Annotated in this window: 16 protein-coding genes; 12 read left to right on the top strand and 4 right to left on the bottom strand. The window is 41.8% G+C overall.

The window, feature by feature from the left end:
* A partial coding sequence (locus tag NTV63_05665; GenBank protein ID MCX6710404.1) for a hypothetical protein occupies window positions 1-387 on the top strand: 387 nt, incomplete at its 5' end.
* A gap of 276 nt (window positions 388-663) precedes the next feature.
* Here NTV63_05665 and NTV63_05660 read toward each other — a convergent pair.
* The 3 genes from NTV63_05660 to NTV63_05650 form a co-directional block, all read right to left on the bottom strand.
* Window positions 664-1,266 carry an adenylate kinase family protein gene (locus tag NTV63_05660; protein MCX6710403.1) on the bottom strand — a complete coding sequence of 201 codons (603 nt, stop codon included), beginning with the start codon at window positions 1,264-1,266 and terminating at the stop codon, window positions 664-666.
* 354 nt (window positions 1,267-1,620) lie between these two features.
* The gene (locus tag NTV63_05655; protein MCX6710402.1) at window positions 1,621-3,696 is read right to left on the bottom strand and encodes an ABC transporter permease; all 2,076 of its coding nucleotides are present in this window, start codon (window positions 3,694-3,696) and stop codon (window positions 1,621-1,623) included.
* A gap of 7 nt (window positions 3,697-3,703) precedes the next feature.
* Entirely contained in the window at window positions 3,704-4,750 is a 1,047-nt protein-coding gene (locus NTV63_05650) for an ABC transporter ATP-binding protein (protein MCX6710401.1), read from the bottom strand.
* A 196-nt stretch (window positions 4,751-4,946) separates the two neighbouring features.
* Here NTV63_05650 and NTV63_05645 point away from each other — a divergent pair, with 196 nt between their 5' ends.
* From NTV63_05645 to NTV63_05620, 6 genes are all read left to right on the top strand, one after another.
* Entirely contained in the window at window positions 4,947-5,585 is a 639-nt protein-coding gene (locus NTV63_05645; GenBank protein MCX6710400.1) for a helix-turn-helix domain-containing protein, read from the top strand.
* Window positions 5,586-5,709: 124 nt separating this feature from the next.
* Window positions 5,710-6,126: a secondary thiamine-phosphate synthase enzyme YjbQ gene (locus NTV63_05640; GenBank protein ID MCX6710399.1), complete on the top strand. Its 417-nt coding sequence runs from the start codon at window positions 5,710-5,712 to the stop codon at window positions 6,124-6,126.
* A complete protein-coding gene (locus NTV63_05635) occupies window positions 6,123-6,614 on the top strand; it encodes a multiprotein bridging factor aMBF1 (GenBank protein ID MCX6710398.1) in 492 nt (163 codons plus the stop codon). The genes NTV63_05640 and NTV63_05635 overlap by 4 nt, the downstream gene beginning before the upstream one ends.
* 2 nt (window positions 6,615-6,616) lie before the next feature.
* Window positions 6,617-6,952, top strand: a complete 336-nt coding sequence (locus NTV63_05630) for a tRNA-binding protein (GenBank protein MCX6710397.1) — start codon at window positions 6,617-6,619, stop codon at window positions 6,950-6,952.
* A 29-nt stretch (window positions 6,953-6,981) separates the two neighbouring features.
* Window positions 6,982-8,508, top strand: coding sequence for a hypothetical protein (locus NTV63_05625; GenBank protein MCX6710396.1), 1,527 nt, complete (start codon window positions 6,982-6,984; stop codon window positions 8,506-8,508).
* 12 nt (window positions 8,509-8,520) lie between these two features.
* Window positions 8,521-10,029, top strand: a complete 1,509-nt coding sequence (locus tag NTV63_05620) for a hypothetical protein (GenBank protein MCX6710395.1) — start codon at window positions 8,521-8,523, stop codon at window positions 10,027-10,029.
* A gap of 4 nt (window positions 10,030-10,033) precedes the next feature.
* On the opposite strand, the gene NTV63_05615 is transcribed toward NTV63_05620, so the two are convergent.
* Window positions 10,034-11,239 carry a THUMP domain-containing protein gene (locus tag NTV63_05615; GenBank protein ID MCX6710394.1) on the bottom strand — a complete coding sequence of 402 codons (1,206 nt, stop codon included), beginning with the start codon at window positions 11,237-11,239 and terminating at the stop codon, window positions 10,034-10,036.
* Between the two features lie 414 nt (window positions 11,240-11,653).
* Between NTV63_05615 and NTV63_05610 the strand changes: the two genes are divergently transcribed.
* The 5 genes from NTV63_05610 to rps19p all read left to right on the top strand — a co-directional run.
* Window positions 11,654-12,637 (top strand): 50S ribosomal protein L3, encoded by a 984-nt coding sequence (locus tag NTV63_05610; protein MCX6710393.1) that lies wholly within the window; start codon window positions 11,654-11,656, stop codon window positions 12,635-12,637.
* 16 nt (window positions 12,638-12,653) lie between these two features.
* Complete coding sequence (gene rplD, locus NTV63_05605; GenBank protein ID MCX6710392.1) at window positions 12,654-13,457, top strand: 50S ribosomal protein L4; 804 nt, start codon at window positions 12,654-12,656, stop codon at window positions 13,455-13,457.
* Between the two features lie 5 nt (window positions 13,458-13,462).
* On the top strand, window positions 13,463-13,723 hold the full coding sequence (locus NTV63_05600; protein MCX6710391.1) for a 50S ribosomal protein L23: 261 nt from the start codon (window positions 13,463-13,465) through the stop codon (window positions 13,721-13,723).
* 19 nt (window positions 13,724-13,742) lie between these two features.
* Complete coding sequence (locus NTV63_05595; GenBank protein MCX6710390.1) at window positions 13,743-14,453, top strand: 50S ribosomal protein L2; 711 nt, start codon at window positions 13,743-13,745, stop codon at window positions 14,451-14,453.
* 42 nt (window positions 14,454-14,495) lie between these two features.
* The coding region (gene rps19p / locus NTV63_05590; protein ID MCX6710389.1) for a 30S ribosomal protein S19 at window positions 14,496-14,688 on the top strand (193 nt) is incomplete at its 3' end.

The raw sequence follows: 14,688 nt of genomic DNA, 5'->3' as shown, positions 1-14,688 counted from the left end.
GGGACAAGTCACGGGACAAGTGCGGGACATTTACGGGACATGTCCCGTGAAGAAGAAATCATAGAAAACCCCCATCCAAAGCAGGAAACAAAGCCAAAAACAGCAATAAATAATCCGGAAAGCATAACAGATAATATTCCTGAATCATTTGACAGAAGCAGGTTCCCTGCAAGCGAACTGGAGATAATAAAAACACTTTATTATTACGAGCGCCCGCTGAGCTACGGCGATATTGCAAAATCCCTCGGAAAAAAGGAGAAAAGCATAAGAAACCTGATATGCGAACTGAGAAAGAAGGGAATTGAAATCCTGGATAAGCCGATTGGGATAAGGGAAAAGGGATTTTACCTTAGCGGAAAGGCAAAGATTACGATATCGGGAAGATAATTTCTCAATAATTCTTTTTTATGCGGTTTAAAGGACACCTGAATATGACTTGTCCCTGAAATAAACGGGACATGTCCCGTATTACGGGACAAGTCGGGACATGTCAAACAGCCAGTTTTTGGCATTTTCTGATTAAAAATTAATTAAAAGGTAAAAATGAAAATTTCAATAATTTTCAAAAAAATAAATCAAAACAATTATTTTAATTACTTTAAAAAAAATCTAAGATTCATAAAAAAGATTAAATGGTAAAAGTAAAACTGAGAAAAATTGGATTTAAAGATTAAGCTCCTTTTTTACTGCTTTTAAGGAAGCATTCAAAAACTCCTTCTTAGATAGTGAAGAGTTGAGAGTAAGGATTTTATGCCCTTTCTCAAGAGCTTCGCTTCTGCACACCTCAAAAATCTCGCTTTCAAGGTTTTCTCTCACTTTTGCCTCACTGTAGCCCCTCTTCTCAAGCCTTTTCCTGAGGATTGGAAGAGCGCAGGTGCAGACAATGCACAAATCAGCCTTTTCAGAAGGGATAAAGTGAGAGAGGTGAGAGTCTATGACTATGCCCTTTTTGGGCTTTTTAGAGCATTTAAGCCCTTCTATAAGGGAAATCAGCACCTTGCTTAGCTTTTCTGTATCAACTATGAGGCAATCCCTTTTCAGGTCAAATCCTTCACTAAGCTTATGCTTCTTTATGATTTGCTTGACATCTGCATAGTGAAAAGTGAGAGTTCTGGAAAGGAAATGGCTTAAAATACTCTTGCCTGTGCCTGGCGTGCCTGACACGGCAATCACAAAAAAGTGGTTTTTGCCTGCTTTCCTGCTGTTTTTAGGCGCTTTTGCCTTGTTCAGCCTTCTTCTATTCTGCTTTTTTAGTGTTTTTCTCACTTTTTCCTCATATTTGCCCTTAATCTGGGCTTTGGAGAGCCGCTCTTTTATTTAAATCCTGCTTTTACGCCTAAAAAGCGTATTTGCATTTCTTTGAATGCTGTGAAGTTTTAGGCACTATGAATAAACTATGAATAAAAGTGAGAGTTAGCTTGTTTTTGCTGAAAAAAGGATTGAAAATTAGGTTAAAGGATGGGCTTGATAACTTTGCCTTAAAGCCAAATGCCGGAAAGAATGAAGCAAAAAACTTATTCCAATGAATTTTAAATGGGTTTAGCTCTGTTGCCAGCAATTCCACGACGGAAAATAAATAATGGTTTATTTATGATAACTTAAAGAAAATAGTATTAATATTTATTTCAGATTGAGCTTTCTCTTCTTCTCATCTATCTGCTTCTTGAGTTCTGCAATTCTCTTGAGGTGCCTGTCATAAGCCTGCCTGAACTCATCTTCCATCTCCTTCTTGCTCTCAGTCCGCAGTATTCTTTCAACAAGCCCCTCTTCTCTTATGTTCAGTTTAACCCATTGGGCAAACTCGTCTCTTGAATACCTTGAAAACTCCTCGCTGTCCATGCTCTCAAGCATTTCAATAAGCTCTCCGAGGCTATTTGCATCTGAAAGGCTTCTCTTCTCCTTAACATAGGATTTTTCAGAGCTGCTTCCCTGGACATTTCTTCTCCTGCGCCCAATTTTCCCCCTTATCCTTTCAATAACTGAAATCCTGCCCTTTTCAAACGGCTTTTGGGGAATAAGGGCTTTTGCGCTCTCCCGCAGGCTTGTCCCTGAGGTGAAATTCTCATAGAAAAGAATTGCCGCAAGGAGTATTATTATGTAAACAATTAGCCACAGAATCTCATTCCCCCCAGAAAATACAGAGGTGTTAAACACTATTGCCTTTTTCAAAAGGGACTCTGATATCACAAACGGGTTGAATTGAGCAATCTTCATGACATAAGAAGGCATGCTCTCTATCGGAAGCACAACATTTGATAAGAGGAGGAAGATGCTGCTGATTGAGATTGCAGCCATTGTCGCTGTCTCCTCTGAATGGAAGAGATAACCTATCGCTATGCCCATCAGGATGAACAATGTGGAGATGAGAATCAGGAGAAATCCTATAACGGGAATCATCCTCAGGATGTTTGCATTGAAGAACACCATTGAGATGAACAGCAGGATGAATATCTGCACAACTGCAAGAAGCATGCTTGTAAGATATGCTGCAAAGAAGAATGTTGTGCTGCTTGTCGGCGTTATTAAGTTCCTGAAGTGCGCGCTTGACTTCTTCTCCATCATTATTATCGTTGTTGAAAGTATTATGCTCACAAACATAGTAAGCATTACAATCAGAATCGGGAACATGTAGCCGAGGTATGAGCGGGTTATGACCGGCTTTATCACTGTTGTAACAGGGCTTGCAATTGCCTCGGCGCTCTGCATGCTTGCTGTCCCAAGGCTCTGGCTTATTGAATTGAATGAGTTCTGCAGGATAGCTATCTTCTTCAAATCAGAATCAAGAAGGGCTTTTATTGCGTCAATCTTGGAGGATGCATCGCTTCTCGCAAGCCCTGCCTTGTCAAGCTTCGCCTTTGTCTCATCAAGCTTTGCTTCAACGCTTGTTATGAGGGAAAGGAGAGATGAGGAATTTCCTCCGTATGTCGACTGAAGGGTTGCGTTTATTTCTGAAAGGTCATCAATTGCAGAGTTAATTATGCCTGAATTATTTGAAGTCTTTATTGAGTTGAGAGTGTCAATGCTTAGATTAATTGTCTGCCTTGCAATGTCATTAAGGGAGCTCATCTGGTTTTTCAGGACTGCAATGTTGAAGCTGTCCTTGCTCATTGAAAGGTCAAGCGAATTAAGGCTTGACTTTATTGCAATTACATCCTGGGCTGTTTTAGTATTGGTTGTGGAAAGCTCTGTTAAGATGCTCTTTTTTGAATTGAGCTCAGAAACAGTGTCCCTCATTTTGGTGAGAAGAACATCCGCAAGCCCGGTTGTAATCTCTGTTGTCCTCTCTGAAATCTTTGAAAAGAGGGTGTCTCTTACCATCCAGACGAGATTCACCTTGGAATAATCAACATAGAAGAGAACGCTGTTAGTTTTGTTCCCGGAAAAATCCATTCCAGCGGGAAAGACAACGCATGTGTGCGCCCTCCCTTGTTTTATGCTCTCTATGCAGCTTGACTCTGACTCAAACTCAATTGTCTGGAACTGCGCACCCTTTAATTTATCCACAAAAGAGGCGATAAGGGGCGTTGATTCCGGCGAATAAACGCCTATGTTTATCTTGTATGCATTGGAATTGTCAAATGCAATCCCTGCAAGGAATATGAGAAGGAGCGGACCCAGTATTACTATCAATGCAGAGCCCTTGGATTTTACAAGAAGCCTTATGTTCTTTTTTATTATCTTTAAAACTTTGTGCATTTTGCCCTTATTTGTGCCTTATTATCTTCTCAAAAACCTCATTAAGCGACGGTCTTGCAACATCAACATTGACAATGCTGTCTGAAGATTCCTTGACTGCAACAAGGAGATGGTGCAGAACTGCCTCTGCCTCGGGAGTGTAAATGACAAGCTTATGCCCCTTGTCCACAATCTGAGTTATCTCAAGAAGCTTGGTTTTCCTGAGCTTCTCAACAATTATGTCATATTTTCCGTTTGCGGTCTGGAGGTGAATCTCCTTGTTGTTGGAAAAGCTTCTCCTAAGCTCCTCAACTGTTCCAACCTCGGCAATATGCCCCTCGTGAAGTATCCCAATCCTGTGGCAGAGGAATTCAAGCTCCATCAGGAAATGAGATGCGATTATTATGGTCTTTCCTTCCTTGTTTATTTTCTTGAAAAGGGAAAGGAGGTCCCCCCTAGTAATTGGGTCAAGGTCTGCTGTGGGCTCATCAAGGATGAGAATTGATGGATTATGTATTATCGCGCAGGCAATGTCAAGCTTCTTCTGCATTCCGCCGGAAAGGAACTTTGCCTGAAGATGCTCCTGCCCAAAAAGCCCGACAAGCTTCAGAGCCCTCTTTGCATTCTCAACAACCAGCTCTTCTGGAAGATCATAAAGCGCGCCGAAATACTCAAGGTTCTGCCAGACAGTAAGCTCTGGGTAAAATGAGGGAATCTGCGCTGCAAACCCAAATGTTGAGCCCACAAGATAAAGATTTTTAAAAACAGACGAGAACTTTTTCTCGCCAAGCGCCTGCTTGGACTGGAACAGCACATCCCCCTCCTGGGGCTTAAGCGCGCCGACAATAGTTGTCAAGAGAGTTGTCTTTCCAGAGCCGCTCATCCCGATTATTCCGAAAATCTCGCCTTCCTTTATCTCAAAACTGGTCTTATTTAGGACAACATGCTGCCCAAATGAGACAGATACCTCTCTTACTCTTACTATGTCCTCTCTCAGAGGATGATGGGAATCAGATGCATTCTTTTCAAGAACAAAGTCTTCCTTATCCGGATTATCGCGCTTTTCGCTTTCCACTTTTTAAAAGAGCAGGGGCAAAAATAAAAGATTATGCAACTACTCAAAAGAAGTTAAGGAAAAAGTGCGAGAAAGATTTCAATAGGTTCAAATCAGGTTAAAGCTAAGAATAGGTTTAAATAAAACAGGAAAAACCTTTTTGCAGGATAAATTAATTATGAAAATTAATGATTAAAAAGAAAACAAGATGATGAATATGGCTGAAAAAAAATCATTCCTTCTGCTCTCATTGAACGAAGTGAAGCTGAAGAAGATTGCTGATGCAATAGGAAGCGAAACAGCCCAGAAGATACTGGACTTAATAGCAGAAAAGGGCTCTGTAACTGAGACTGAAATCTCAAAGGCGCTGATGATTCCGCTTTCAACAGTTCATTACAACATGAAAAACCTCGTGGAAAGCACTCTTGTGGCTGCAAATGAGTTCCACTACAGCGAGAAGGGAAAAGAAGTAAACCATTACTCCCTTGCAAACAAATACATAATAATAGCCCCAAAGGAAGCTGAAAGCGGATTAAGGGACAGGATAAAAAACCTCCTTTTCACAGCAGTAACCGTGCTTATCGTAGCATCCTCAATACCCCTGTTCTCAATCCTTAAAGGCAATTTCAGGCGCTCTTCTCTTAATCTAATGTCTGCAAAAACAGCAGCATATTCAGAAGCAGCAGCGGACTCTTCCCTTCCTGCGCCCATGGCAGCTGGGGGAGAATCTCTGGGAGTTTCAGGGATTGGGAGCACACAGCTCTTCTTGATATTCATTGGCGGAGCAGCGCTTGCGCTTGCAGCTTACCTTATCATAGAAAAGATAAGGGGGATAAGGGCGGAAAGGAAACCATAAAACCATCAGATTATGGAAGGATTAAAAATAAAAAAATCCGCCAAAGAGGAACATTTAAATATTTCGCTGAAAAGATTTAATTCTGTATTAATATCTGGTTTGAGTGAAAAAAGGGGTGTGGCTCATGGCTGAATTGCACATCAAGACAGAGTGCAGGGAAGGGCTTATTGACATAACTCCTGAGATTGAAAAGATTTTAACCAAGATTTCAAAAAGGGATGGGTTCTTGCTTATATTGTCAAAGCACACAACAGCTTCAATAATAATAAATGAGGGTGAAGAGGGGCTTAAGCGCGACATAATGCTCTCGCTTTCAGGAATTGTCCCGAAAGGAAAATATGAGCACAACAGGATTGACAGCAATGCAGAAGCCCACATAAAATCAGCGATAATTGGCGCTGAAAAACTGGTTCCTGTGAAAAAGGGGAAAATGGAGCTCGGAACCTGGCAGAGGATAATGCTTGCTGAATTTGACGGTCCTAGGGAAAGGACAATAAGCATTAATTTTATTCCGGCTAAAGGGGGAAGGAATGCAAAATGAAAACAGGCAATATGGTTTGCGAGCTTTGCGGAAAAGAGGGCGATGAGCTTTTCAGGATTGATGTCGAAGGGACAGAAATGAATGCCTGCGCCAAGTGCAGCAAATTTGGCAAGGTAGTCGGGCACAAGAGCGCAGAAGTCGAAAGGAAAAAAACAGAGGATGAGGAAAAAAGAAGGGAAAGCATCCCTGAAAAGCCGGAGATTGTGGAAAAGATAGTTGAGGGATTTTCAGCCAAGATAAGGAACAGGAGAGAGGAGCTCAATCTCAAGCAGGAGGACTTTGCAAAGATGATTTCAGTAAAGGATTCCCTCCTTCACAAGCTTGAGACGGGTGAATTCACGCCGCCAATAGAACTTGCAAGAAAGATTGAAAGGATTCTCAAGATAAAGATAGTTGAAGAGGTTGAGGAAACGCATGTTCACTATTCGGAAAAAAAGGGCGGCAACTCAATGACAATAGGAGACCTTGTAAAGATAAAGGAGAAGTAAAAATGGAAGAAATTAATTTTGAGGACTGGAAGAAGCTTGACTTAAGGGTTGGAAAAGTCATAGAAATTGAAAGGGTTCCCAAAACAGAAAAGCTCTACAAACTCCAGGTCGAGATAGGGCTGGAAAAGCCCATTCAGATTGTGACAAGCCTTGTCCCTTACTATAAGGAGGATGAAATCATGGGAAAGGAAATCATTGTTCTTGCAAACCTCAAGAAGGCTAAATTCGGCGGAGAAATTTCAGAGGGGATGCTTCTTTGCGCAGAAACTGAAAATGGCGACAAGTGCGTGCTTCTGACAACAGAAAGGAAAATTGAGCCCGGAACAAGAATAACTTAGGAATAGATGGATAAGAGGGATAAGCCAAAATGGAAATCAGGAAAGAGGAAAAATGGCTGATTGCAATCCTCATTCTAATCTTTGCATTCAGGCTCTTCTTTTCGCTGCAGACGAAAACATTTTCTGATGATTCATCATACTTCAACCTGAGGCAGATAATTAACATTGCAAAGACCGGAGCTCCGATATTCAGAGATGAACTTAGCTATTCCGGAAGGACATTTCTCTTTCTCCCGGGAATGCACTACATTTGCGCCGGATTATACGCAGTATTTGGAAGGATTGCATCGCCCGAAACAATCTTCAAGGTATTCATGAACCTTTGCGCATCCCTTACAGTTTTAGTAGTATACCTGATAAGCCTTGAAATAAGCGGAAGCAGGAAGGCATCCCTGATTGCAGGATTTGCAGCAGGATTCTCTCCGATAATAATCAGCGAGACAATAAATAATCTGGGCACACTTTCAATGAGCATACCTGCAAATTTTCTCATGCTTTACTTTTTCATGAAGAGCGAAAAGGAGCGCTCATCTGTCATATACTTTCTCATAACAATGGTTTTTTGCGCACTCCTTGATTCGCTTGTTCTGCTTTTTCTCATGGCGCTCGTAATGTATCTCCTGCTGGTTGAAGTTGACAATATAGGGGAAAGCAGTTCAAGAAAGGAGCTTATCTTGTTCTCAATAATATTCATATTATGGCTTAACTTCATAGTATTCAAGGATGCATTCCTTGCGCACGGGCTTTCAATGGTGTGGAAAAACCTTCCGACTGACATAATGGCAAGGTATTTTCAGAAGCTCAACATGCTTGATGTGATATACAAGATAAATGTAATACCTTTCCTTGCAGGGATTTATGTGCTGTACAATTACACGCAGAAGGAAAGGAAAAAGAACATATATCTCCTGACTGCATTTGCCCTTTCTGCAATGCTTCTCCTCTGGCTGAAGCTGATTGAGTTCAGCCTTGGCTTAATGATTCTCGGAGTGATATTTGCGCTGCTTTTCGGGTTCTTCTACCGGGTTTTGATGTTATACATAGAAAAGACAAAGCTTGCCTCAAGAAAAAGGATAATATCCTACGCCATAATCTCCCTTCTTGCAGTATCATCAATATTCAACTCATTCATATACGCAGCTGAATCTGTAAAGGGCTCAGTTTCAGATGATGAGATTTCTGCGATGGATTTCCTGAGGGAAAATGTATCGGATGAATTCCCTGAAAGCGCTGTTTTGTCATCGCCCGAATCTGGAACTCTCATAAACTATTTTTCCGGATGCAGAAATGTAATTGACTCAAACTTTTTCCTGATTGAGCAGATAAACCAGAGATACAGTGATATCAGGGAAGCATATTCAACTCCATATGAGACTGCTGCATTAAGAATACTTGACAAATACAATGCGGATTTCATTTACCTTTCAGAGAGGGAAGAGAAGGAATTCGGAAAAAACCTGCTTGAATTCTCAGGTGATGAAAAATGCTTCAAACTGGTTTACAGCAATCCGAAAATAATGATATACCGTGTGCTGTGCAGGCTTTCAGATGAATAAGAAGAGCTAAAAATGGCAGAAAAAAGACTGAAGGGAAAACTGAAAAAAAGGTTCAATTCAGAGGAATTTTCAGAAAATGCAATTGGCATAAAGCTTAAGGAATGGCAGACTCTGCTTTACGCATTCATAGGATTTCTGATAATAATCGGATGCTTTTATCTCATAAGGGCAGTTAAATATGAGTCAATAATTCCCGGAAGCGCGCCATACTACCATGCAAGGATTGCTGAATCAATTCTTTCGGGAAATGCGGAGAAGAATGACATGTCAAGCTTTGGAATGGCGCCAATTGTCTTCAACCCATATGATTATGTGCTTGCCTTTTTTGGAAGATTTATCGGAATAAAAAATGCGTCAATAATTTTCCCTCCGATATGCGCAGCAGCAGCAATACTTTTCTTTTACCTGATACTGAAAAAATCAGGGATTCCCATCTTCAGAAGGTGGCTTATACTCGTCTCCCTGATTGCAACGCCCGCATTCCTCTATTCCGGAACTTTCTCAAACTCGCAGATTATGGGGATAATGCTTCTCCTTTCTGCATTTTACTTCTTCACAAGCGACAGGGAATCCTATTTTATCATAAGCCTTTTCCTTTTCCTTGCAGCAGGGCTTTTTGGATTCCTCAATTTCATAACTGCAATAATTATGAGCACAATTTACACATACAATAACCCTGAAAAGCGCTCAAGGCTGATTGTGCTTCTCACAGTCATGCTCTGCATTTCACCAATATACCAGATTACTTTGTTCAGGTACGGGCTTCCAAAAGCGCCTTTGGAAAGCGGGGTATCGCGGCTTATTTCAGAGCTTGGGCCCATAAACGGAATAAGCATATTCCAGATAATGCTTGGCACAATAGGATTTTTTGTGATGTGGAAAAACAGGGCTTCATTATACCTGAGCTATTTCCTTTCATTGCTTTTCATAACTGCCTTTCTCCTTAATTCAGACTCAGTGCTGCCTCTTGCGTTTTCCGCTGCAATATTCTCAGGAAGCGCAATATCATTCATAATGAACAGAAGATGGAACCTGAAGATTGTCAGGGACACCACAATTGTCCTTGTTTTCTGCGGGCTCCTCTTCTCAACTGTCTTATTCATAATGCGGGCTTCAACTGCGGGGCCGGATGCGAGCATAATAAAATCTCTGGAGTGGCTTTCTGAAAAAGAAAGGGCGGGAAGCACAGTATTCTCCCATTATACAAATGGATTCTGGATTGAATACTTCAGGGGAAAGGCGGTATCAGATGAGAATTTTGCATATGCAGAAAACAGAAGCGAGCGCCTGAACGACTCCAATTCAATATTTTATTCAAGGAGCCTTGAAAAAACAAGGGCGCTCCTTAGCAAATACGATACGGGATACATCCTGATAACACCTGATATGAAAAACGGGCTTGTCTGGGAAAAAAAGGAAGAGGGGCTTCTGTTTCTTCTGAGAAACAATGAGAGCTTCAGGCTTGCGCACTCTGAAGAAGGGAGCGAAGGAAGAGTTGAAATCTGGAGATACCTGGGATAAGAATTTATTCCTTTCTTTTAATGAGATAGAAATCAAGGAGCTGCTGCCCCTGCCAGACCTGCTTGTGCTGAGATATGCAAAAGCCGTATTCCCCTGCAAATTTTTTCATAATCTCCTCATCCCTTGAGACAATTGAAATTGCGCCGCTGTCCTTCAAAAGCAGGCTGCACTGGTTGAAAAACTCCTTCCAGACCTTTTCGCGGTTGTCAATCTTTGAAAGGGATACATCAGAGATTATTGAATCAATAATCCTGTCATCAAACTTTATGTCCAGCCATTCCATGTCATTCCTGCTGAAGCGGATTTTCTTCTCAACACCTGCAATCTTCGCATTCTTCTTTGCAGAAGAAATATTTCTGATTTCCCTGTCCGAGGCAAAAATACGAAAGGACTTGTCAGAATCATTTACCGCATCTGCATCAATTTTTGAGAAAATCTGGGAAAAATCTAAACTCTCTTTCAGGAATTCAAATCCCAGAAATGAAAAAGCGTCTTTCCTGAAATAATGTATTGGAAGCCTTGAAGAGAATATCGCGCCCTCGATTGCAACAACTCCAGAACGGCAGAAGGGGTTGAGGATTGAATATTCAGATGGTTTATTCTTATTTCCAATCTTTTCAACAGCATCAAAGCCATTCCTGAAAAGCGCATATGCAACTGTCCCCTTGAGGGAATTCGGATGGTTGAAAATCTTGTATTCCCTCTTGCTCAGGTCAAAGCCGGAAAAGTCAAGCCCGGTAATGCAGTGGTTTTCAGCCGCAAGGGAGAACAGCATATATTTTGGATTCTTAAATTCAACATGGCAGCCCACCATCTTCATGATTGAAGCGCCGATTTCCCGTGCAAGGTCAACGCTCTGGAAGTTGTGGCTCCCTGTCCTCTCGCATTCAACCATAAACGAGGAATCTTTCAGGAACTCCAGCTCCTCCTTTTTCAGAAGGGCTGAAACAGATTCAGCGCTTTCCTCAAGATTTGCTGAAATCTCTGCATCTGAAAAAACCAGGATGCACCTTTTTATTGACTGCGCGAGATAGCAGAGCCGGCATGCCTGCTCATAAGATGCGATGAATTTCACAACACACCTTCCCTTTGAGACAATCTCAGCATTCTTTCCAAGAATTTCAATTATTTCCTCAAGAGAAAAATCCTCAAGCCCTGCATCTGTTATTGCAGCAAAAACCCTTCTTTCCCCTCTTTCATTTTCGTCCATGAAAGAAAATTAATCCCGCATACTTATAAAACTTTAGATGAAAAAGAAAAACTATCCTTCGTTTAAATGTGATAATAAATAAATAATTAATGCCATAATTAAAAAAAAATACAGGAAATTATTGAAAAATACTGATTATTAAAAATTGGAGGTTAAAAAACAGCCAAAAAATGCAGAATCCGGGAGAAAAACCGATTTTCACCCCCTGATTAGAAAGCTTTATAAACGGGTTCCTTTTCCCAGTTTAGAGTTCGGTATTTTGGCATTTGGAAAAAGCCATATGCAGAAGAAATAGTGAACTAAACGAGCCTGGAAAAAAAGTTTTTCAGTACGGTTTTAGTCAAAACCTTATTCTGAATAACTTAAGAGGCTTTTAACAGCAAATATTCAAAAAAATAAAAAAACTGATAAAAAATGCCAACCACAAGAAGCCCTCACAAAGGAAGCATGCAATTTTGGCCGAGAAAGAGAGCACAAAGGCCCTATGCAAGAATAAGAACCTATGCTGCAGACAGGAAGGAATGCGCTATTCTTGGATTTGCCGGCTACAAAGTTGGAATGATGCAGGCAATAATCCTCGACAGCAGGGCTGCATCGCTCACAAAAGGGGAAGAGATAGTGAGCCCCGTTACAATTATTGAATGCCCGCCATTAAGGCTCGCATCAATCAGATTCTACAAAAACATCAACGGCAACCCGAAGGTTGCAACAGAAATTCTTGTTGGAAGCGAAAAAGAGCTTTCACGAAAAATATGCCTTTCAAAAAAATCCTTCGAAGACAAAATGAAAGAAATCGGGGGAAAACTTTCTGATTTCAGCGACATAAGGGCGCTTGTTTATACAAAACCTTCTTCTACCGGAATAGGAAAGAAAAAACCGGAAATTTTTGAAACAGCGCTTTCAGGGGATGTCAAGGACAAATTCAACTATCTTAAGGAAAGGATAGGCAAAGACATTACAGTTGATGAAGTGCTGAGGGAAGGGGAAAGGGTTGACATTCATGCAGTCACAAAGGGCTACGGCATACAGGGACCTGTAAAAAGGTTCGGAGTTGCAATAAGAGCCCACAAGTCAGAAGCCACAAAGAGGGGACCGGGAAGCTTGTCAGACTGGTGCTCCCAGGGAAAGATAATGTACAGGGTAGCACACGCAGGGCAGATGGGGTACCACCTCAGAACTGAATACAACAAGCTCATATTCAAAGTCGGAAAGGACGACATAAACGTGAAATCCGGATTTGAGCATTACGGAAAAATCAGAAACCCATACGTGCTCATAAAAGGCTCTGTTGCAGGAAGCGAAAAGCGCCTGATAAGGATGAACTGCGCAATAAGGGAGAAGAAAAAGCTTCCTGAAGGCGCGCTCCAGATGAAGAATCTTATTTCAGATAAAGAATGATTAAACTGAGGATAAAATGCAATTAAACATACTCAACCTGGAAAAGAAGGAAATAGGAAAAGCAAAGCTGCCAGCCCAGTTTGATGAGGAAGTAAGAAGCGACCTCATACAAAGAGCGGTTCTTGCAATAGAGAACGGCAAAAGGCAGAGCTACGGCGCATTCAAAGAAGCAGGACAGAGGCCTTCTGCAAAGCTCTCAAGAAGGAGAAGAAACTTCAAGGGAACATATGGAAAGGGAATCTCAAGGATTCCAAGAAAGACCATGACAAGAAGAGGCTCAAGCTTCTTCTGGGTGGGAGCGCTTATGCCGGGAACAGTTGGCGGAAGAGGAGCCCATCCTCCAAAGTCAGAGAAGATAGTCATTCAGAAGATAAACAAGAAAGAGAACAAGAAGGCAATAAGAAGCAGCCTCTCTGCAACAATGAATCCAAAAATTGTTTCTGCAAGAGGGCACATAATACCAAAGGAATACCCGTTCATAATAACAAACGACTTTGAGGAGCTCAGAAAGACAAAGGAAGTTTCCCTGGCGCTTGAAAAGCTCGGATTCAGCGAAGAGATGGAAAGAAACGGAAAAGTAAGAATCCGCGCAGGAAAGGGAAAATCAAGGGGCAGGAGATATGTGAGAAACAGGGGAATCCTCATCGTTGTCTCAAAGGAATGCAACCTGAGAAAAGCTGCAGGAAGCCTCCCTGTTGAAGTCAAGATAATCAACGAGATAAACGCAGGAGACCTTGCGCCGGGCGCTGTTCCCGGAAGAGCCACGCTCTTCACGCAGAAGGCAATAGAGATAATTGAAAAGGAAAAAATGTTTGAGTGAGAAAGATGGATGCTTCAAAAGTCATAAAATATCCGGTGTCAAACGAGAAAGCGATAAGGCTGATGGAATCAGACAACATCCTCGTCTTTGTGGTTGAGGGGGATGCAGAAAGCAGCGATGTGAAGAAAGCTGTTGAAAAAATGTTCAAGGTAAAGGTTGAGAAAGTCAACATGCTTCGCGACATGAAAGGGAGAAAGAAGGCGTATGCCCGGCTTTCAAAAGAGACGCCGGCAATTGACATAGCAACCCAGCTCGGCATAATGTAAATAATGTGAGTGTTACAAAATGGGAAAGAACCTTATAAGCCAGAAGAGAGGAAAGGGAAGCGGAAGATATCGAGCTCCAAGCTTCAGGTATGCAGGAGAATGCGCATACGGAGAAAGGGAGCCAACAACATGCATGATAATTGAATTGCTACACTCCCAGGGGCACTCAGCTCCGCTTTTAAGAGTGAGATACGCTGACGGCAAGGAAGCATTAATAGTTGCGCCCGAAGGCGTGAGAGTAGGGGATATGCTTTCAGTAAACAGCGAGGAAGCAAGGACAGGAAACACAATGCTCCTTGAAAAAATCCTTGCTGGAACAATAATCTGCAATCTTGAGCTCATACCCGGAGACGGGGGAAAACTCATCAGGGCAGCAGGGGCATACGGAAAGGTGCTTTCAAAAATCGGAAACAAGATACTGGTGCAGATGCCTTCGAAAGAAGAGAAGATATTCAACGGCAAGTGCATGGCAATGATAGGAAATGTCGCGGCAGCAGGAAAGGTTTCAAAGCCGTGGCTCAAGGCAGGAATAAGATATTTCGCAATGCATGCAAGAAACAAGAGATACCCAAGAATCCACGGAATCTCAATGAATGCTGTGAATCACCCGTTCGGAGGCTCAAGCTCGCACCACAAGGGCAAGCCGACAATCGCTCCAAAGAACGCTCCTCCGGGAAGAAAGGTAGGAAAGATAAGGCCTTCAAGGACAGGAAGGAGAAAGAAGAACTAAAGAATTTACAATTTTATTTTTTAAAAAACAAGGTAACAAAAAATGGTCAAGAAAGAATTTATTTTCAAGGGAAAGAAACTGGAAGAACTGCAGTCAATGAGCATAGAATCCCTCATGAAGCTCCTTCCCTCAAGGGAGAGAAGGAAAATCAAAAGGGGATTCACTGAGCAGGAGAAAAAGCTCCTCTCAAAAATCGCCAAGGGAAAGAAGACAACAATAAAGACGCACTGCAGGG

Source organism: Candidatus Woesearchaeota archaeon (genome assembly GCA_026394965.1).
Classification (GTDB): Archaea; Nanobdellota; Nanobdellia; order Woesearchaeales; family 0-14-0-80-44-23; genus JAPLZQ01.
This window is presented reverse-complemented; position numbering and strand designations above follow the sequence as displayed.